The sequence below is a fragment of the Nocardia sp. NBC_01388 genome (assembly GCF_045040085.1).
Classification (GTDB): Bacteria; Actinomycetota; Actinomycetes; order Mycobacteriales; family Mycobacteriaceae; genus Nocardia.
In genome coordinates, this window is the sequence record NZ_CP109553.1 from 1,984,923 (window position 1) to 2,005,160 (window position 20,238).

Below are 20,238 nucleotides of genomic sequence, written 5' to 3' on the forward strand. Positions count from 1 at the left end.
GACCGGCACCGAACTGCTCACCGCCGCCGAGGTGCTGCGCACGGCGGCGGAATCGCGGTTCCTCGCCCCGCTCGGCACGGCCCGGCACCGGGCGCTGCCGGATGCGCTGCGCACGCTTACGCTGTGACCGACGCCGCAGCCGGGAGAAAAATCGGGGGGTCGGGCGTTGCTACGGGTAGATCGCCGAAAGGATCGCCACATGCCCGCACTACTGTTTGCCGCGTACTTCATCGCCGAGATCGCCACCCTGGTGTTCTTCGGCCACCTCATCGGCGTTTTTCCCACGATTCTGCTGCTCATCGCGGGGTCGGCCATGGGCCTGATCCTGGTCCGCTCGCAGGGGCGCCGGGTGTTCGAGAACTTCCGCAAGGCTTCGCGCGGTGAGATCGAGCCTTCCACCGCCGTCGCCGACGGCGCGCTGGTCACCGTGGGCGCGGTGCTGATGTTCGTGCCCGGTCTGCTCACCTCGCTGGTCGGTCTGGTGGCCCTGGTGCCGTTCACACGGTTCCTGGTGCGCCCGGTCGTGGCCGCTTTCGCCGCGCGCCGCCTGAATCGGGTGGCCATGGCGGTCGGTCCGAACGGATACCGCAATGTGGTCATCGACCCCGACGGTGAAGTCATCGACGCTACTGTCGTGTCCGAGTATTACGACGATGGCCAGGGCACTGCCCACCGGATCATCGATCCTCGCTGACCACAGACCCCGGAAATACCTCGAAGGACAGATAACTCCATGTCGAGCGATACGACCGTGTCCCATGGCGATGTCACCTTGCCGGTGACGCGCTCGGGATCCGGCCCGCAGCTGGTATTCATCAACGGCGCCGGTGCGACCCAGGTCGCGTGGAAAGCAGTCATTGCCGCCGTGCCCGGCTATGAGAGCATCACCTTCGATCTGCGCGGCCACGGAAAAGCTTCCACCGCAAGCACATACAAGGTCGCGGACTTCCTGTCCGACGTCGAGGCCGTGCTGGCCGAGGTGCAGGCGGACCGGCCGATTCTCATCGGCTGGTCGCTGGGCGCCGATCTCGCGCTCGCCTATGCCGCGGCGCATCCGGGAACCGTGGCGGGGCTGGTACTCGTCGACGGTGCGGTGCCGATTCAGCAGCCGCTGGTCACCGATGCGAAGGCCATGCGGGCATCGGTCACCAGTCTCGGCACCAAGCTCGCCATGCTGCTCGTGCGATTGACCCCCTACCGCTATGCGATGCCGGGCAATGCCTTCGCCGATCTCACCCTCGAGGTCGACGAGCGCCGTCAGCATCATCTGCTCGATACCTATCGCGCGCTGGACTGCCCGGTCTCCATGCTGCTGGCGACCGATACGGCCACCGGACACGATGCCAAGGCAGAGCGGGTGAACCGCACCTGGCGTGAGGGCGCCGAGGTGCTGCAGGTCGCCGATCCGGACATCACCGTGCAGTGGATCGAAGGCAATCACAAACTGCCCTTCAGTCACCCGGCCGATATCGCCGCCGCCATCAATGCCCTGTCCAAGCAGGTTCAGCAACCGAAATAGCGCCCGGAGCGTGAGCTACGTCCGGTGTGTGGAGTGCGGTTGCGGTCCAGGCGAGGGTGTGGGGCAGACTTGAAATCCGTGAGTACCCAGTTGCTTGTCGGCGGTCGCATCTACAGCTCGAGTAATCCCGACGCCACGGCCATGGCGGTCACCGACGGCACCGTGGTGTGGGTCGGCGCGGACCGCACCGGGCGGGCGCTGCATCCCGAAGCCGAGGTCATCGAACTCGACGGAGCCTTCGTCGCACCGGCATTCGTGGATCCGCACGTGCACGTGACGGCGCTGGGGTTGAAGCTCACCGGACTCGATCTGTCGCAGGCCGGTTCCCTCGCCGAATGTCTGGAGCTGCTGGCCGCCTACGCGGCCGCGCATCCGGACGGGCCGGTGCTCGGCGATGGCTGGGACGAGACCGACTGGGCCGAGGGGCGTGCGCCCACCCTCGCCGAAATCGATGCCGCCGCGCCCGGGCGGATCGTGTATCTGGTTCGCGTGGACGCGCATTCGGCCGTTGTCTCGACCCCGCTGCTGGATGCGGTCGAGGCGATCACCGAGGCGACCGGCTTCACTCGCGGCGAGCCGCTGCGCAGCGAGGCGCATCACCGGGTGCGCGCCGCCGCACTGGGCGCACTGTCTCCGGCGCAGCGTGACCGCGCCCGCCGCGCCGCCCTCGATGCCGCGGCCGCCAATGGCATTGCCGCCGTGCACGAATGCGCCGGACCCGATATCTCGGGCGAAACCGATGTGCGTGAGCTGCTGGAGTTCCAGCACGGTGTGGAGGTGCGTGCCTACTGGGGTCAGGCCGTGCGCACCGCGGACGAAGCCCGCACCCTGATCAAGGAACTCGGCGTGCACGCCCTCGGCGGCGACCTGTTCGTCGACGGTTCGATCGGCTCGCACACCGCCTGGCTGCGCGATCCCTACGCCGACCACGACAGCACCGGCACCGCCTACCTCGACGCCGATGCCATTGCCGCACATGTCCTGGCCTGCACCGAGGCCGGTATCCAGGCCGGATTCCATGTGATCGGCGACGCCGCCATGGATGCGGTGGTCACCGGTTTCGAACGCGTGGTCGCCCAGGTCGGGGGCCCGGCCTTCGCCGCACGCGGCCATCGCATCGAACACGCCGAAATGCTCGACGCCGCCCAGATCGCCCAGCTCGCCGCCTGGGGCGTAATCGCCAGCGTCCAACCGGCTTTCGACGCCACCTGGGGCGGCCCCGGCGGCATGTACGCCACCCGCCTCGGCCCCGACCGCGCCGCCACCCTGAACCCCTTCTCCGCCATGGCCGCCGCCGGCATCTCCCTCGCCATCGGCTCCGACGCCCCCGTCACGATCCTGAACCCGTGGGAAGCCTTGCGCGCCGCCGCGAATCACCGCACCCCCGGCCACCAGATCTCTCCGCGCGCCGCCTTCGCCGCCGCCACCCGCGGCGCCTGGCGCGCCGGCGGCGTCCGTGACGGCGTCGCCGGAACCCTGGTCCCCGGCGCCCCCGCCTCCTACGCCGTCTGGGAAGCAACAGACCTCGTGGTCGCCGCCGCCTCCGACAAAGTCCAGCGCTGGTCCACCGACCCCCGCTCCCGAGTCCCCGGCCTCCCACCCCTCACCTCCGGCGCACCCCTGCCCCGCTGCCTGACCACCGTGCACCGCGGGACGACCCTCCATGCCCTCTGAGCCCACCCCCGAAAACACCTCTCCTCCAGCACTTCCCGGCTCGCCGGACACGGAGCCGGGTGCCGATTCGCCCGGTCGCGCTGTGAGTGACAACGCCGTCGAGGGATCTGCGCACGTCGGCGCCGCCGCGCTGCCCGAAGCTGACGGGCCGGGCGGCGCGATCAGCCCCGCGCGGGGAGAATCGGGCGCGATGAGTGTGGCGTCGGAAGGTGTTGGGGTTGTGGGTGAATCGACGGTCGAAAACGCTGATCCAGCTGGAAGTGACGATGCCGGAGTCGATCATGGCGATGCGCACCGCGCGGGTGTGACCCAGTTCATGGCCAGGTTCGTGGAGTTGCTGCGTAAGCGTCCGGTGCTCGCGCGGACGGTGACCGCGGTCATCGCGGGGTTGTTGCTGTTCGCGAGTTTTCCGCCGCGGACGCTGTGGTTTCTGGCGCCGGTGGGGATTGCGGTGCTGGTGCTGACCGTGCGTGGGAGTGGGCGGCTGCGTGGCGGATTCGGGTACGGGATGCTGGCGGGGCTGGCGTTCTTTCTGCCGTTGCTGCCGTGGACGGGCATCTATGTGGGGCCGGTGCCGTGGATTGCGCTGTCTGCGGCGCTGTCGGTGTATGTGGGGTTGTTCGGGGTGTTCGTCCGGTTGGTGGGGCGGCTGCCGGGGTGGCCGGTGTGGGTGGCGCTGGGCTGGTCGCTGACCGAGTGGGGGCGGTCGAGTTTTCCGTTCGGCGGATTTCCTTGGGGGAGGCTGGCTTTCGGGCAGGCCGATGGGTGGTATCTGCCGTTTGCCATGGTCGGCGGGGCACCGCTGGTGAGTTTTCTGGTGGCGCTCACCGGTGGTGGGCTGGCGGCGCTCGCGGTGTGGTTGCTGCCGTCCGCGCGCGCGGCGTACGCGGTGCAGCCGAATCGTCCCAGATGGGGCGTGCAACGTCTCACATCGTGGAACCGGATTGTTGCTGCGGCAATGCTTGTCGCTATAGTTCCGATCACCGGAGTGATCCTCCGGACCGCGCTGCCCCGCCCGGAGGACGGCAACCGGCCGATCACGGTCGCCGCGATCCAGGGCAGCGTGCCGCGGCTGGGACTGGACTTCAATGCCCAGCGCCGTGCGGTTCTCGACTATCACATCAAGCGCACCGAGGAACTCGCCAAGGCCGTCGCGGCCGGGCAGGCCCCGCAGCCGGATGTGGTGATCTGGCCGGAGAATTCGTCCGATATCGATCCACTCCGCAATGACGACGCCTACGACCTCATCACGCAGACCGTGCGAGATATCAAGGCGCCCATCCTGGTCGGCGCGGTGCTCGTCAATGACGATCGCACCACCACCAATTCGGTCATCGTGTGGGATGCCGACGGTCCGGGCGAACGGCACGACAAGAAGATCATCCAGCCGTTCGGTGAGTACCTCCCGTATCGCGGCTTCTTCCGGCACTTCTCCGAATACGCCGACCGGGCGGGCTATTTCGTCCCAGGCAAGGGTGACGGCGTGGTGCATGCGCAGCCCGCGAGCGGCGGCGCACCCGTCGCGATCGGCGTGGCCACCTGCTACGAGGTCGCCTTCGATCGCGCCTTCGAGGAGGCCGTGCAGGCGGGCGCGCAGATTCTGACGGTGCCCTCCAACAATGCGACCTTCGGCCACAGCGAGATGACCTATCAGCAGCTGGCCATGTCGCGCATTCGCGCGGTGGAGCACGGTCGCGCCGTGGTGGTTTCGGTGACCACCGGTGTCAGCGCCATGATCACCGCCGACGGCACCATTCAGCAGCAGACGCCGCAGTTCGTGCCGGCCGCGCTGGTGGCCACCCTGCCGCTGCGCACGGACACGACACTCGCCACCCGTTTGGGCCCCGCGCCGGAGCGCATTCTGTGTATCCTGGCCGCGGCCGTCGCAGTGGCGGCGGTGATTCGACGGCGGCCGCGCACCCCTGCGGCGCCGGTCGATGCGGAGGGAACCGGCGGTACGCAGTCGGTGTAGGACACCGTGAGTATTCGGTGTAGAACACCGTGAGTATTCGGTGTAGAACATAGCGGGCACGTGTGACGAGGGCCGTCCCGCTTCGGCGATACATGTTCGCCAATATTTAGCTGCGGTCTGTCGTCTGACCGATATGCCCAGATTCCCAATGGCTACTTTTGCGAGTTAAGCCACAATCGTGAGGTTTGCCTTGAGGTAGCTGTCGAAAAATAAGCTCCGCCAACACTGTTCGCCGCAGAGCAACTCGAGATCAACACCCGTCCACTCGGCGGGAGGCTCCGAATCATAGGGCGTGGATCACGTCCTACGGATCGCGCGTGCGCGAAATCCGGGAGGACGGCCCGCCGGGGTTCGGGGAGTTGCGTCTTACAGCGGCAGAAGGAGTGTTTGATGAGTTCATTGGCCACCGATCGTGTCGACCAATGTTCTTCGGGTGAATTCTCGGTTCAACCTTTCGCGCTGTCTCCCGCGCAATCGGCCCTCTGGTACGCGCAACGCATCCGGCCCGATATTCCGCTCACCATCGCCCAGTACGTAGAGATCCAGGGCGATCTGGATGTCGGCCGGCTGCTGTACGCCATCGAGCGGTTCGGCGCGGAGACCGAGGTGGGCCATGTGCGGCTGCTGGAGCTCGACGGGGTGCCGCACCAGGTGGTCGATCCCACCTGGCGGCCGGGCTGGGCGCGCATCGATCTGCGCGAGGAGCCGGATCCGCGCGCCGCGGCCCTGGCGTGGATGAACGACCACGCCAATTCCGCCATCGATATCGAACACGATCCGCTGACCATCAATGTGGTGCTGCGGACCGGGGATTCGGCCTACATCTGGTACACGCGCGGCCACCACATCGTCATCGACGGGTACGGCGCCATGAACGCGACCACCCGCACCGCCGAGATCTACACGGCGCTCGAAAGTCATACGGAGCCGGTGGTTTCCCGCGCGACGCCGCTGTCCACCATCTACGGCGATGAGATCCGCTACCGCGATACCAGCCGTTTCCGCAATGACGGCGACTACTGGCGCGAACAGCTCGACGGCGTCAGCGAGCCGATCACCCTGTCCGCCAGCAGCATTGCCGCCGCCTCCTCCGATGTGGGCCGCCGCTGCGCCACCGCGATGCTGAGCGAACAGGTCGAGGCCGCCGTGCAGACCGCGGCAACCACCTTCGGCTCCAATACCTCCGCGCTCTTCGTGGCAGCCCTGGCCTGCTACGTGCGGTCGGTCACCGGCAACCAGGATGTGGTGCTGAGCCTGCCGGTCTCGGCGCGCACCACCGTGGCGCTGCGCCGTTCCGCGGGCGTGGTGTCGAATGTGGTGCCGATCCGGGTGCGTTTCGAGGGTTCGGTCTCCGTCGCCGATACCGTGCGCGCCGTCGAACTGCAGATCACCGGTGCGCTGCGGCATCAGCGCTACCGCAGCGATGACATCCGCCGCGACTGCGGCTACTCCCGGGACGCCCGCGGGTTCTTCGGACCCATGGTCAATCTCATGCTGTTCCACAGTGAATTGAAGTTCGGCAGCCTGGTCGGCTCGCTCAATGTGGTCTCCACCGGCCCCGTCGAAGACCTCTCCATCAATCTCTACAACGGCGGCGGCAACCGCATCCACATCGACTTCGAGGCCAACCCGCGCCTGTACGGCGATGCCGAACTGGCCATGCACCACGGCCGTTTCCTCGATTTCCTGGAGCGCTTCCTGCGCGCCGACCCGCAGTCCGCCGTCGGAGATATGCCCGCCCTCACCGATCTCGAGCGCGAACGCGTACTGCACGAATGGAATTCGACCCAGGTCGCCCGCCAGGAGGGCACCCTGGCCGGGCTCTTCGCCGACCGGGCCGCCATGTGCCCGAGCCGGGTGGCCCTGGATTTCGAGGGTGAGACCCTCACCTACGCCGCCTTCGACGAGCGCGCCAATCGCCTTGCCCGCGAACTGATCGCACGCGGGGTCGGTCCGGACACGGTGGTCGGCCTGGCCATCCGCCGGCACCTCGACCTGCTCATCGGCATGTACGCCGTGATCAAGGCGGGTGCGGCCTATCTGCCCCTGGATCCGGATCACCCGGTCGAGCGACTCGAGCAGATTCTCGAGCAGGCGCATCCGGTGTGCGTGCTGACCGCCTCCCGCGACAAGCTCGAATTGCCCGCGCAGGCAACCAGATTCGATATCGACACCGCTGATCTGTCCGCATACGGCGGGCGCCCGATCACCGATGCCGATCGCCTCGCCCCGCTGCGCGCCGATCACCTGGCCTATCTGCTGTTCACCTCCGGCTCCACCGGTAAGCCCAAGGGTGTCGGCGTCACTCACGCGGCCATCGTCAACCGGCTGCGCTGGATGCAGCACGCCTATCCGCTCGACAGCACCGATGTGGTGCTGCAGAAGACCCCCGCCACGTTCGACGTGTCGGTGTGGGAGTTCTTCTGGCCGTTGCAGATCGGCGCGCGCCTGCTCATCGCCGCCCCCGACGGGCATCGCGATCCGGGCTATCTGGCCCGGATCATCGCCGACAAGGGCGTCACCACGGCGCATTTCGTGCCGTCCATGCTGTCGGTGTTCCTCACCGATACCGATGTGGCCGGTTGCACCGGCCTGGCCCGGGTCTTCTGCAGTGGTGAGGCGCTGCCCGCCGCCACCGTCGCGGAATTCCACGCCGCGCTGGGCACCGGTTCCGGCGCCCCGCAGCTGCACAATCTCTACGGCCCCACCGAGGCGGCTGTCGACGTCACCGCCTGGCACTGCACCCCCGGTGTGACGGAAGTGCCCATCGGCGCGCCCATCTGGAACACCCGCACCTATGTGCTGGACGCCCGCATGCAGCCGGTCGCGCCCGGCGTGGTGGGTGAGCTGTACCTGGCGGGTGTGCAGCTGGCGCGCGGCTACCTCGGCCGCCCCGCGCTGACCTCGGATCGCTTCGTGGCCAACCCCTTCACCCCCGGCACCCGCATGTACCGCACCGGTGATCTGGTGCGCTGGCGCGGTGGGCGGACCGGCGTCCTGGAATACCTGGGCCGCAGCGATTTCCAGGTCAAGATCCGCGGCCTGCGCATCGAACTCGGCGAGATCGAGGCCGCCCTGCTGTCGGACAGGCGGATCGCGCGTGCGGTCTGCGTGGCCCGGCGCGGGCGCGGCGGCGATGAACTCGCCGCGTACGCGGTGGCCGCCCCCGGCGTCGCACCGCTCGATCCGGCCGAACTCACCACCGGTCTGCGCCGCGTCCTGCCCAGTTATATGGTGCCGCCGGTCATCATGGTGCTCGACGAACTACCGCTCAGCGCCAACGGCAAGGTGGACCGCAAGGCACTGCCCGATCCGGAGGTGGCCGCGCGCCGCCCCGCCCGCACCGTCGCCGCCCCGCGCACCGAGGTCGAGCGGCAGATCACGGCCGTCTTCGCCGAGATGCTCGGCACCGAGGACATCGACGTCACCGACAATTTCTTCGACCTCGGCGGCAATTCGCTCACCGCCGCGCGGGCCATCGCCCGGGTGAACGCCGCCCTCGATGCGACCGTCACCATTCGCGACCTGTTCGAATACTCCACCGTCACCGCCCTGGCCGGTCGGCTCGACAGCCTGCAGGGGGAAACCGCCTCACTGAAACTCATTGCGGCGCAACGTCCCGACCACATTCCGCTGTCGCTGGCACAGCAGCGGCTGTGGATCCTGAACCGCTTCGCCGAACATGCCGCCGCCTACAACATGCCGCTCGCGGTGGAACTTGCCGGGCCACTGGACATCGCGGCGCTGCGGGCCGGTCTCGTCGATGTGCTGGAGCGGCACGAAAGCCTGCGCTCCACCTTCCCGGATACTCCCGAAGGCCCGTGCCAGGAGGTGCATCCGGCGTCGGAGATCCCGCTGACCCTCGATCCGATCGATGCCACCGAGGCCGATGTCCGCACCCTCGCCATGGAATTCGCCGGATACGGTTTCGATCTGCGCAGTCAGGCCCCGGTCCGGGTGGCGCTGTACGAGACCGGACCCGAGCGGTACCTGTTCCTCATGGTGCTGCACCACATCAGCGGCGACGGCTGGTCCATCGCACCGCTGACCCGCGACATCATGGTCGCCGTCGCCGCGCGTGCCGAGGGCGCGGCCCCCGCCTGGACGCCGCTGCCGGTGCAGTACGCGGATTTCGCACTGTGGCAACGGGAACTGCTCGGCGACGAAGCCGATCCGGCCAGCGCGCTGTCCAAACAGCTGGCCTACTGGCGGGCGGCCCTGGCCGATCTGCCCGATCAGCTGGATCTGCCCCTGGACCGCCCGCGCCCGCGGCAGCGCTCCACCGAGGGTGGCCGAGTGGAATTCACCATTCCCGCCGATATCCGCCGCCGGCTCGCCGCCGTCGCGGCCGAGCGGGGCGTGAGTACCTTCATGGTGCTGCACGCCGCGCTGGCGACAGTGCTTGCGCGCCTGTGCAATACGGTCGATATCGCGATCGGCACGCCCATCGCGGGCCGTAGTGATCCGGCGCTGGACGAGCTTGTCGGTATGTTCGTCAATACTCTCGTCCTGCGCACCCGCGTGGATCCGGCCGCCGGATTCGATCGCATGCTCGCCGAGGTCCGCGATACCGATCTCAATGCCTTCGCCAATGCCGATGTGCCGTTCGAGCGCCTGGTGGAGGTGGTCAATCCGGAGCGGTCCGCCGCCCGGCATCCGCTGTTCCAGGTCATGCTGTCCTACGACAGCACTCCGGAGCTGAGCATCCAGCTGCCCGGCGTCCTCGCCACGGTGCAGTCCATGGACGTGGACATCGCCAAATTCGATCTGCAGCTGACCGTGCACGAACCGCTCGGCATCGCCTCCGAGGATATGCCGCTGACCGCCGAATTCGGTTATGCCGCAGACGTCTTCGACCACAGCACGGTGGAGGCCATCGCCCGGCGCTTCGGCGCGATCCTGGCCGCGGCCGTCGCCGACCCGACCATCCCGGTGGGCGATCTGCCGCTGCTGGATGCCCGGGAGATCGCCAAGCTGGTGCCCATCACGGGTTCTCCGGCCGAGCCCTCCAGCACCCTCGCCCGCCTGCTCACCGATACCGCCGAGCGGCTGCCCGATGCGGTGGCCGTGCGCTACCTCGGCCGGGATACCACCTACCGGGAACTCGATGAGCGCTCCAATCGCCTGGCGCGGGTGCTGATCGAGCACGGCGCGGGTCCGGAGGTCGTGGTCGCGGTGGCGCTGCCGCGCAGTCTGGACTGCATTCTCGCGGTGTGGTCGGTGGCCAAGACCGGCGCCGCCTACGTCCCCATCGATCCGGACTACCCTGCCGACCGCATTGCGCACATGCTCTCCGATTCCGGAGCCATGCTCGGCCTCACCAGCCCGGACCGGCATGCGGAAATGCCGGACTGGCCGGGAAACCGCGGGCGGCACCGCAAGACGTATGTGGACTGGCTGCTGCTCGGCTCGCAGGAGCTGGCCGACGAATGCGCGCGGCACCCGCTGTCGCCCGTGACCAATGCCGACCGGCACCATCCATTGCGCACCGCCGGACCGGCGTACCTCATCTACACCTCCGGCTCAACCGGTAAGCCCAAAGCCGTGGTGGTCACCAATGCGGGCATCGCCTCGCTGGCCCGCGAGCAGATGCATCTGTTCCGGGTCACCGATTCCGCACGCACCCTGCACTTCTCATCGCCGAGCTTCGACGCCTCGGTGCTCGAGCTGCTGCTCGGCTTCGCCTCCGGGGCCACCCTGGTCGTCGCGCCGGCCGGTATCTTCGGCGGCGCGGAGCTGGCGGCACTGCTGCGCGAGGAGCGGGTGACACACGCTTTTGTCACCCCCGCCGCGCTCGGCACCGTCCCGGCCGAGGACCTGCCCGATCTGGAAGCGGTCATCGTCGGCGGCGAGGCCTGCCCCGAGGAACTGGTCCGGGTCTGGACCGATCCGCAGTCGCGGCCCGCGCAACTGCCGGTGCGCCGCATGCACAATATGTACGGCCCGTCGGAGGCGACGGTCGCGGCCACCGCCACCGGACCCATGATCGCGGGCCGTCCCGTGCCCATCGGCCTGCCGGTGCGCGGTATGCGACTGTTCGTGCTCGACGCCCGCCTGCACCCGGTGCCGCCGGGTGTCGCGGGTGAGCTGTACCTGTCCGGGCCCGGCCTGGCACGCGGTTATCTCGGACGGCACGGCCTGACGGCGCAGTCCTTCCCGGCCAATCCGCACGGCCGGCGCGGTGAGCGCATGTACCGCACCGGCGATCTGGTGGTCTCCGACGGTCTCGGGCAGCTGCGCTTCCTGGGCCGCGCCGACGATCAGATCAAGATTCGCGGCTTCCGTATCGAACTGCGCGAGATCGATCATGTGCTGCGCTCGTACGAGGGAATCACCTTCGCGCTCACCGTCGTCCACAATGACGAACGCGGAATCGGCCGTCTGGTCTCCTATCTCACGGCCGACACCGAGCTGGATATCGCCGCGGTGCTCGAGACCGCACGTGGCCGGCTGCCCGGGTACATGGTGCCCTCGGCGCTGACCGTGCTCGACGCCATGCCCGTCACCCCGTCCGGCAAGCTCGATCGCAAGGGGCTGCCCGCACCGGATTTCGCGGCCATCGCGCCCTCGCGCGCCCCGGAATCGGAGATGGAGCAGCAGGTCGCGCAGGTGTTCGGCACCGTGCTCGGCGCGGAAGTACAAGGCGCGGAAGACAATTTCTTCGAGATCGGCGGCAATTCGCTGCTGGCCACCCGGCTCACCGCGGCCCTGCACACCGAATTCGGGGTGGAACTGCCGGTCCGTGCCATCTTCGAGGCGCCGACCGTAGCGGGTGTGACCGTGCGACTGCAGGAAGCGCCCCGGACGCAGCGGGCAGCGCTGGCTGTGCACACCCCGCGTCCGGAGCGCATTCCACTGTCGCTGCCGCAGCAGCGACTGTGGTTCCTGAATCGATATTCCCCCGAATCCAGCGCCTACAACATTGCGTTCGTGCTGCGAATCGACGGCGATCCGGATGTGGCGGCCCTGCAGGCGGCCCTGTCCGACCTGATCGAGCGGCACGAGGTGCTGCGCACCGTCTTCCCCGAGGACGAGCACGGCGCCAGCCAGGTGCTGCTGGACACCGCCCGCTGCCTGCCGGTGCTCGAGGCCGTCGAGACCGACGATGTGGGCGCCCGTACCGCACTGCGCTCGCTGGCCCGGCGCGGCTTCGATCTGGCGCACGAGATCCCGCTGCGAATCACCCTGCTGCGCACCGGGAAACGGCGGCATCAGCTCGGCATCGTGCTGCACCACATCGCCGCCGACGGCTGGTCGCTGGGCCCGCTGACCCGCGATCTGGCGCTGGCCTACAGCGCCCGGCACGGCGGCGTCGCGCCGAAGTGGACGCCACTTCCGGTGCAGTACGCGGACTTCAGCCTGTGGCAGCGCGAATGCCTCGGTCAGGAGCACGATCCGGAGAGCTCGGCCGCCACCCAGCTGGCCTACTGGCGCACCGCGCTGGCGGACCTGCCGGAGGAAATGCCGCTGCCCTACGATCGGCCGCGCCCGATCGAGGCCACCCAGCGCTCCGGCGTGGTGCGCTTCGAGGTGCCCGAGGCCCTGCAGCACCGCCTGGCCGACACCGCCCGCGCCAATGGCGTGAGCATGTTCATGATGTTGCGCTCGACCCTGGCGATCCTGCTGCGCGTGGTGACCGGCGGCCGCGACATCGTCATCGGCACCCCGGTCGCCGGTCGCACCGATACGCGTCTGGACGAGCTGGTCGGCATGTTCGTCAATACCCTGGTGCTGCGCTCGGAGGTGGATCCGGACCGCAGCTTCGCCGAACTGCTGCAGGCCGACCGCGATACCGAACTGGCCGCCATGGCCAATGCGGAGATTCCGTTCGAACGCGTGGTGGAGGAGCTCGGCAGCGGCGCCGGGGCCATGCGCCCGCTGCTGCAGGTCGCGCTCACCGTGCAGGACACGCCGCTGCCGGCGCTGCAGCTGCCGGGCCTGGGTCTGCAGGCCGAGGAGCTCGATATCGCCCTCGCGAAATTCGACCTCGAACTGCGGGTGCTGCCCGGCGACCGTCCCGAGGCCGATCAGCGCTCCTACGAATTCGTCTATGCCGCAGAGCTGTTCGACCAGCCGACCATCGAGGTGCTCGCCGAGCGCCTGGTGCGGATCTTCGACACCGTCACCGCCGATCCGCGGGTGCGCATTCGCGCCATCGACGCGCGCACCGATGTCGAACGCGAATTGCTCACTCCCGCCTGGGGACCGGCGCCGGAACCGCAGTGCAGTCTGGCGGCCTACTTCGCGGCCACCGCGCATCTGAATCCCGAGCGCGAATTTCTGCGCTTCGGTGAGACCGCGCTGACGTATCTGGAATCGGATGTGTACTCGAACCGCCTGGCGCGGGCGCTCATCGCCCAGGGCATCGGCCCGGGCGATCGGGTCGCCCTCGGTCTCACCCGTTCGGCGGAGTCGGTGCTGTCGGTGCTGGCGGTCGCCAAATCCGGGGCGGCCTTCGTCCCGGTCGATCCCGGCTATCCGGCGGATCGGGTGCGGCACATGCTCGCCGACTCCGGCTGCCGGGTCGGCATCAGCATGACCGAGCACGCGCCGCGACTGCACGCCGCGGCCGGCGACCACCCCATCGAGTGGATGCTGCTCGACAATCCCGAGCTGATCGAGGAATTGGAGGTGCTCGACGACAGTCCGATCACCGATGTGGACCGCATCTCCACGCTGTGGACCGGTGACCTCTCCTATGTCATCTACACCTCCGGTTCCACAGGGCGGCCCAAGGGTGTGGCCGTCACCCACGGCGGACTCTCCAATTTCGCCGACGAGATTCGTGATCGCATGCGCGTGGAGCGGGATTCGCGCACCATGCACTTCTCCTCGCCGAGCTTCGACGCGGCCATCTTCGATCTGCTGCTCGCGATCGGCTCCGGCGCCACCATGGTCATCGTGCCCGCCGATATCTACGGAGGTGACGAACTGGCCGCGCTCATGGAGGCGGAGCAGATCAGCCACACGTTCCTGACCCCGGCCGCACTGGCCACCATCGATCGCGAGCGCTGGGAGCTGCCGCATCTGCGCGCGGTTGTGGTCGGCGGTGAGGCCTGCGGTCCGGAACTGGTGGCGCGCTGGGCGCCAGGACGCCTGATGTTCAACGGATACGGGCCCACCGAGGCCACAGTGGTCGTCACCATCGCCGGACCCATGGAGCCCGGGGTGCCGGTCACCATCGGCACCCTGGTGCGCGGCGCCCGTGCGCTGGTGCTCGACGAACGCCTGTGCCCGGTGCCCGTCGGGGTGCCCGGCGAACTGTATGTCGGCGGTCAGGGCACGGCACGCGGCTATATCGACCGATTCGACCTCACCGCAGCGCGATTCATCGCCGATCCGTACGGGCCGGAGGGTTCGCGCATGTACCGCACCGGAGATGTGGTGCGGTGGAACGGCGCGGGCGACCTGGTCTACCTCGGCCGCAGCGATCATCAGGTCAAGGTGCGCGGTTTCCGTATCGAGCTCGGCGAGATCGACGCGGTGCTCACCTCGCATCCGGCAATCCGCTTCGCGCACACCGAGGTCCGCGATATCGCGGGCACCAGGAGGATCGTGTCCTATGTGCTGCCCGCAGGGACGGAGCTCGACCTGGAGCAGGTGCGGGTGCACTGCGCCGAGCATCTGCCCGTGCACATGGTGCCGAGCAGTCTCACACTGCTCGACCACATTCCGCTGACCCCGGTCGGCAAGCTCGATCGCGACGCACTGCCGCAACCCCAGGCCGTCCTCGCGCATATCTCCCGTGATCCGGAGACCGACACCGAACTGCTGGTCGCGGAGGTCATGGGCGAACTGGTCGGCGCGCGGCAGCTCGGCGCCGACGACAGCTTCTTCGAGGTCGGCGGAAACTCGCTGCTCGCCACCCAATTGGTGGCCCGCCTGGCGACCGCCACCGGGGTCCGCCTCGAAGTGCGTGCCGTCTTCGCCGCACCCACCGTGGCCGGACTGGCGGCACAGCTCGACGCCGGACCCGCCTCGACGGATCTGCGACCCGAACCGCGGCGCCGCACCCGGCCGCCGCAGATTCCGCTGTCGGCCGCACAACGGCGACTGTGGTTCCTGGAGAAGTTCAATGCCTCCGGCGCCAATGCGGAAGCCATGGGCGCGTACAACATTCCGGTGGCCCTGCGCCTGCGCGGCGAACTGAATGTTCCGGCCCTGCGCGCGGCGTTGCACGCGGTGCAAACGCGTCACGAAACACTGCGCACCGTCTTCCCCGAGGTCGGCGGCGAGCCGTGCCAGCACGTGCTCGACGCGGTCGAAGCCGCGGTGGCGCTGCCGGTCTGCACCGTCGCGGCCGCGGACGTCCCCGGGGAGATCCGCCGGATCGCCGCCGCCGGATTCGACCTCGCCACCGCGGTGCCGCTGCGCGCCACCCTGCTGCGCCTGACCGGTGCCGCCGGTGCCGAAGGCGACGAACACGTCCTGGTCCTGGTGGTGCACCACATCGCCATGGACGGCTGGTCACTGCGCCCGCTCGCGGTCGATGTGGCCACCGCCTACAGCGCACACGCCGGCGGGCAGGAACCGGACTGGCCCGAACTGCCCATCCAGTACGCCGATTACACGCTGTGGCAGCAGGATGTGCTGGGCCGCGAAAGCGATGCGGATTCGGTCATCAGCAAGCAGCTCGACTACTGGCGCGGGGCCCTGGACGGCAGTCCCGAACTGCTCTCGGTACCCGCCGACCGCCCGCGCCCGCCGGTGCCCACCTATCGCGGCGGCACCGTCGACTGCACTCTCGACGCCCTCACCCACCGCGAATTGCAGTCCCTGGCAGCCGAACACGGCGTCACCATGTTCATGGTGCTGCACGCCGCGCTCGTCGCCCTGCTGCACCGCCTCACCGCCGGTGACGACATCACCGTCGGCACACCCATTGCCGGACGCGGACATCCGGCGCTGGATCAACTGGTCGGCATGTTCGTCGGCACCCTGGTACTGCGCACCCGGCTCGACCGCGACGCCGCCTTCGGCGATCTGCTGCATGCGGTCCGCGATACCGATCTGGAGGCCTTCGCACACGCCGACGTACCGTTCGAACGGCTCGTCGAGGTGCTCAATCCCGCACGCACCCAGGCACATCACCCGATGTTCCAGGTCATGCTCTCGGTGCAGAACCAGCCCGCGCAGGTGCTGGAACTGCCCGGTCTGCGCATCGAGGCCGACGACGCCGATCCGGGTCTGGCCAAATTCGATCTGCAGTTCACGCTCACCGAATCCTGGACGCCGGGTCGCCAGCCCGACGGCATCACGGTCTCGGTGAACTATGCGACGGACCTGTTCGACGAGCACACCGCGCAGCGCCTGGCGGACCGGTTCGTGCGACTGCTCGGTGCGGCTGTGGCGAATCCCGCCACCGCCGTGGGTGATCTGGCACTGCTCGATTCCGGCGAATGGTCGGCGCTGGCGCCGGTCCGCGGCGCCGAAGCCGGGCTGCCGATCACCTTCCCCGAGGTGTTCGAAGCCGCGGCCAATCTCAACCGCCAGGCCATCGCGGTGCGGGCGGCGGGCACCCAGATCTCCTACGACGCACTCGACCGCTGGACCAACCGGCTGGCGCGCACGCTCATCAGCTACGGCGTCGGCCCGGAAACCCTGGTCGCCATGGGTATTCCGCGCTCGGCCGAATCGGTGGCCGTCACCCTGGCCATCGCCAAGGCCGGCGCCGCGTTCGTGCCCGTCGATCCCAATTACCCGGAGCAGCGCATCAGCCATATGCTGCTGGACTCCGGTGCGGCCGTGGGCATCACCCTCGCCGCACACCGCGAGCGCATGCCCGACGGCGCGAATTGGACTGTGCTGGACGCGCCTTCGTTCCGGCGCCGGGTGCTGGCGGCCTCGGACGCGCCCATCACCGATGACGAGCGCACCGGCCCGCTGCGCATGGACAATCCGGCGTACGTGATCTACACCTCCGGCTCCACCGGCATCCCCAAGGGCGTGGTGGTCACACACGGCGGTCTGTCCAACTTCGCCGCCGAAACCGCGCAGCGCTTCGAGGTCGGTCCCGGCTGCCGGGTACTGCATTTCGCCACACCGAGTTTCGACGCCGCCATGCTGGATCTGCTGTTCGCACTGGGCGGCGCCGCCACCCTGGTGATCAGCCCGCCCGGTGTGGTCGGCGGTGCGGAACTGGGCCAGGTGTTCATGCAGGAGGGCATCACCCACGCCTTCATCACCACCTCAGCGCTGGGCACGGTCGATCCGGCCGGTGTCACCGCGCTGCGGCATGTCCTCGTCGGCGGTGAGGCGCTGCCGCCGGACCTGGTCACCCGCTGGGCGCCGGGCCGCAAGCTCTACAACGTGTACGGGCCCACCGAAACCACCATCGTGACGGTCATGTCGCAGCCGATGAACCCCGGCGGCCACATCACCATCGGCGGACCCATCCGCGGTGTGCACGCCACCGTCCTGGACGGCCGGCTGCACCCGGTCCCCGCCGGGGTCACCGGTGAACTGCAATTGTCCGGCGCCGCACTGGCGCGCGGCTACCTGCGCCGGCCCGGGCTCACCGCACAGCGCTTTGTGGCCAACCCGTTCGGCAAGCCCGGCGAGCGCATGTACCGCACCGGCGATCTGGTGCGCTGGATCGAGCGCGGCGGCCGCGTGCAGGATCTGGAGTACATGGGCCGCACCGACCATCAGGTCAAGATTCGCGGTTTCCGCATCGAACTCGGCGAGATCGACGCGGCCCTGGCCCGGCATCCGGAGGTGGAGTTCGCCACCACCATCGGACACCGCACGCCGGCCGGTGCGACCGCACTGGTGGCCTATGTGAAGCCGCGCAACGGGACCGCGCCCTCCGCGGACGCCCTGACCGCGCATGTGGCGGAACTGGTGCCCAATTACATGGTCCCGCAGTCGATCATGCTGCTGGACCGGGTGCCGCTCTCACCGGTGGGCAAGCTGGATCGCGATGCCCTGCCCGAACCGGTCTTCGCGGCCCGCGAGGGTTACCGGGCGCCCGGCACGGCGACCGAAGCGGCACTGTGCGCCGCCTTCGCCGAAGTGCTCGGCGTCGAGCAGGTCGGGGTGGACGACGGATTCTTCGAACTGGGCGGCAATTCGCTGCTGGCCACCAAGGTGGTCTCGCAGCTGCGGGCGGCGGGCGTCGACCTGCCGGTGCAGGCCATGTTCGGCGAATCCACCCCCGCCGCCATCGCACGCCGCCTCGCCGACGCCGACGGTGATGCGGGGGCCGCCCTGGCCGTCGCACTGCAACCGCTGCTGCCGTTGCGGCCGATCACCGAAGCCGGTGTGCCACCGCTGTTCTGCGTACACCCGGCGATCGGGCTGGCCTGGTGCTTTGCCGGACTGCTCGCGCACCTGCCCGCCGATCGGCCCGTCTACGGTCTGCAGGCGCCGCACGTCAGCGGCGACAATGATCACCGCACCGTCGCCGAGGCCGCGAGAAGTTATGTGGCGCATATGAAGTCGGTGCAACCGCAGGGTCCCTACCATCTGCTCGGCTGGTCGCTGGGCGGTCTGCTCGCCCACGAGATCGCGGTGCAGCTGCAGGAAGCCGGGGAGGAGGTGGCGCTGCTCGCGCTCATGGACAGCTACCAGCTCTCCGATCAGTGGCTCGAGGAGGCGGTGCCCAGCGTCGCCGATATCATCGGCGAATTCGGCAGCGACCTGCTCGGCGGCACCACCGATGTGGATCCGCGCATGAGCCTGCAGGAGGCGGCGGAATTCCTGCGCAGCCGGCCGGGACCGTTCGCGGCCCTCACCGTCGACCATCTGGAACGGCTCTACACCGGCTATGCCAATGGCGCGGTGCTCGCGCACAATTTCGACCCCCGCGTCTTCATCGGCGATCTGCTCTTCTTCACCGCCGCCGACGACGAGATCAACCGGGCCGATCCGGACCGCTGCGCCGCGGCCTGGGATCCCCACATCACCGGCGTGGTGCGCGATCAGCTCGTGCGCTGCCGGCACTCGGGCATGACCACGCCCGAATCCCTCGCGGTGATCGGACCAGTGCTGCGGGATCACCTGTCCACCAACGTTTCACGCACCCAGCGGGAGGGAAGCCGATGAGCCTCGCGGTAGAAGTGGACGGCCTGGTCAAGTACTACGGCAAGGTCCGAGTGCTGGACGGGGTGGATCTGGAGATCCCGTCCGGCACCGTCATGGGCCTGCTCGGGCCCAATGGCGCCGGGAAGACCACCACGGTCCGGATCGTCACCACCCTGCTGGCCCCGAGCGCGGGGAGCGTCCGGGTGGCGGGCATCGACGTGCTGAAGGATCCGGCCCGCGCCCGGACCCGGCTCGGCCTGTCCGGGCAGTACGCGGCGGTCGATGCCAATCTGACCGGCTTCGAGAACCTGCGCATGGTGGCACGGCTGTACGGCATGAGCCACCGCAAATCCGCCGAACGCGCCACCGAACTGCTCGCCGCGCTCGGGCTCGAACATGCGGCGGGCAGGCAGGCGGGCACCTACTCCGGCGGTATGTCGCGCCGGCTCGACCTGGCGGGGGCACTGGTGTGCCGTCCGCCGGTGGTGGTGCTCGACGAACCGACCACCGGCCTCGATCCGCGCGGGCGCATCGATATGTGGCGGGTGATCGGCGAATTGGTGGACGACGGCACCACCGTGCTGCTCACCACCCAGTACCTCGAGGAAGCCGATCTGCTCGCCGATCGCATCACCGTCATCGACCGCGGGCGGGTGATCGCCCGCGGATCGGCCGATGAGCTCAAGACCTCCATCGGCGGCGACAAACTCACCGTCACCCTCGCGGCGGGTCAGGATCCCAAGCCCGCCAAGCAGATTCTGGCCCAGGTCGGCCTCGGCGAGCCCAGCACGGACGCCGACATCGATCAGGTGACCGTCGTCGTGGGCGACGGCACCCGCACCATGGTCGAAGCACTGCGCCGCCTGGACGACGCGGGCGTGTGCGTGGTCGACGCCACCGTGCACCGGCCCAGCCTCGACGACGTATTCCTTTCTCTCACCGGCAAATCCGCGGACCGCAAAGCAGCGGCCCGACGCACCGACACCGTGCAAGAGGAGATCCTCTCGTGACCACCACCGCTCCCGCCCCCGAGACCGCGGCGGCGCAG

At 68.8% G+C, this 20,238-nt stretch carries 6 protein-coding genes; all 6 read left to right on the plus strand.

Annotation, left to right across the window (positions count from 1 at the left end):
• Positions 1-199: 199 nt before the first annotated feature.
• A complete protein-coding gene (locus OG716_RS09255) occupies positions 200-694 on the plus strand; it encodes an FxsA family protein (RefSeq protein ID WP_355121568.1) in 495 nt (164 codons plus the stop codon).
• 39 nt (positions 695-733) lie between these two features.
• Positions 734-1,519 (plus strand): alpha/beta fold hydrolase, encoded by a 786-nt coding sequence (locus tag OG716_RS09260; RefSeq protein ID WP_405137244.1) that lies wholly within the window; start codon positions 734-736, stop codon positions 1,517-1,519.
• A gap of 78 nt (positions 1,520-1,597) precedes the next feature.
• Entirely contained in the window at positions 1,598-3,193 is a 1,596-nt protein-coding gene (locus OG716_RS09265; RefSeq protein WP_405137245.1) for an amidohydrolase, read from the plus strand.
• Between the two features lie 316 nt (positions 3,194-3,509).
• Positions 3,510-5,165, plus strand: a complete 1,656-nt coding sequence (gene lnt / locus OG716_RS09270) for an apolipoprotein N-acyltransferase (RefSeq protein WP_405139599.1) — start codon at positions 3,510-3,512, stop codon at positions 5,163-5,165.
• Between the two features lie 390 nt (positions 5,166-5,555).
• Complete coding sequence (locus OG716_RS09275) at positions 5,556-19,211, plus strand: amino acid adenylation domain-containing protein (protein ID WP_405137246.1); 13,656 nt, start codon at positions 5,556-5,558, stop codon at positions 19,209-19,211.
• Positions 19,208-20,200 carry an ATP-binding cassette domain-containing protein gene (locus OG716_RS09280; RefSeq protein ID WP_355121559.1) on the plus strand — a complete coding sequence of 331 codons (993 nt, stop codon included), beginning with the start codon at positions 19,208-19,210 and terminating at the stop codon, positions 20,198-20,200. Before OG716_RS09275 ends, OG716_RS09280 begins: the two co-directional genes overlap by 4 nt.
• Positions 20,201-20,238 lie beyond the last annotated feature (38 nt).

Bases quoted from the DNA above. Each gene is read 5' to 3' on its own strand.
- OG716_RS09275 (WP_405137246.1), top strand. From the start codon at position 5,556: ATGAGTTCATTGGCCACCGATCGTGTCGACCAATGTTCTTCGGGTGAA.
- OG716_RS09255 (WP_355121568.1), top strand. From the start codon at position 200: ATGCCCGCACTACTGTTTGCCGCGTACTTCATCGCCGAGATCGCCACC.
- OG716_RS09280 (WP_355121559.1), top strand. From the start codon at position 19,208: ATGAGCCTCGCGGTAGAAGTGGACGGCCTGGTCAAGTACTACGGCAAG.
- OG716_RS09260 (WP_405137244.1), top strand. From the start codon at position 734: ATGTCGAGCGATACGACCGTGTCCCATGGCGATGTCACCTTGCCGGTG.
- lnt (WP_405139599.1), top strand. From the start codon at position 3,510: ATGGCCAGGTTCGTGGAGTTGCTGCGTAAGCGTCCGGTGCTCGCGCGG.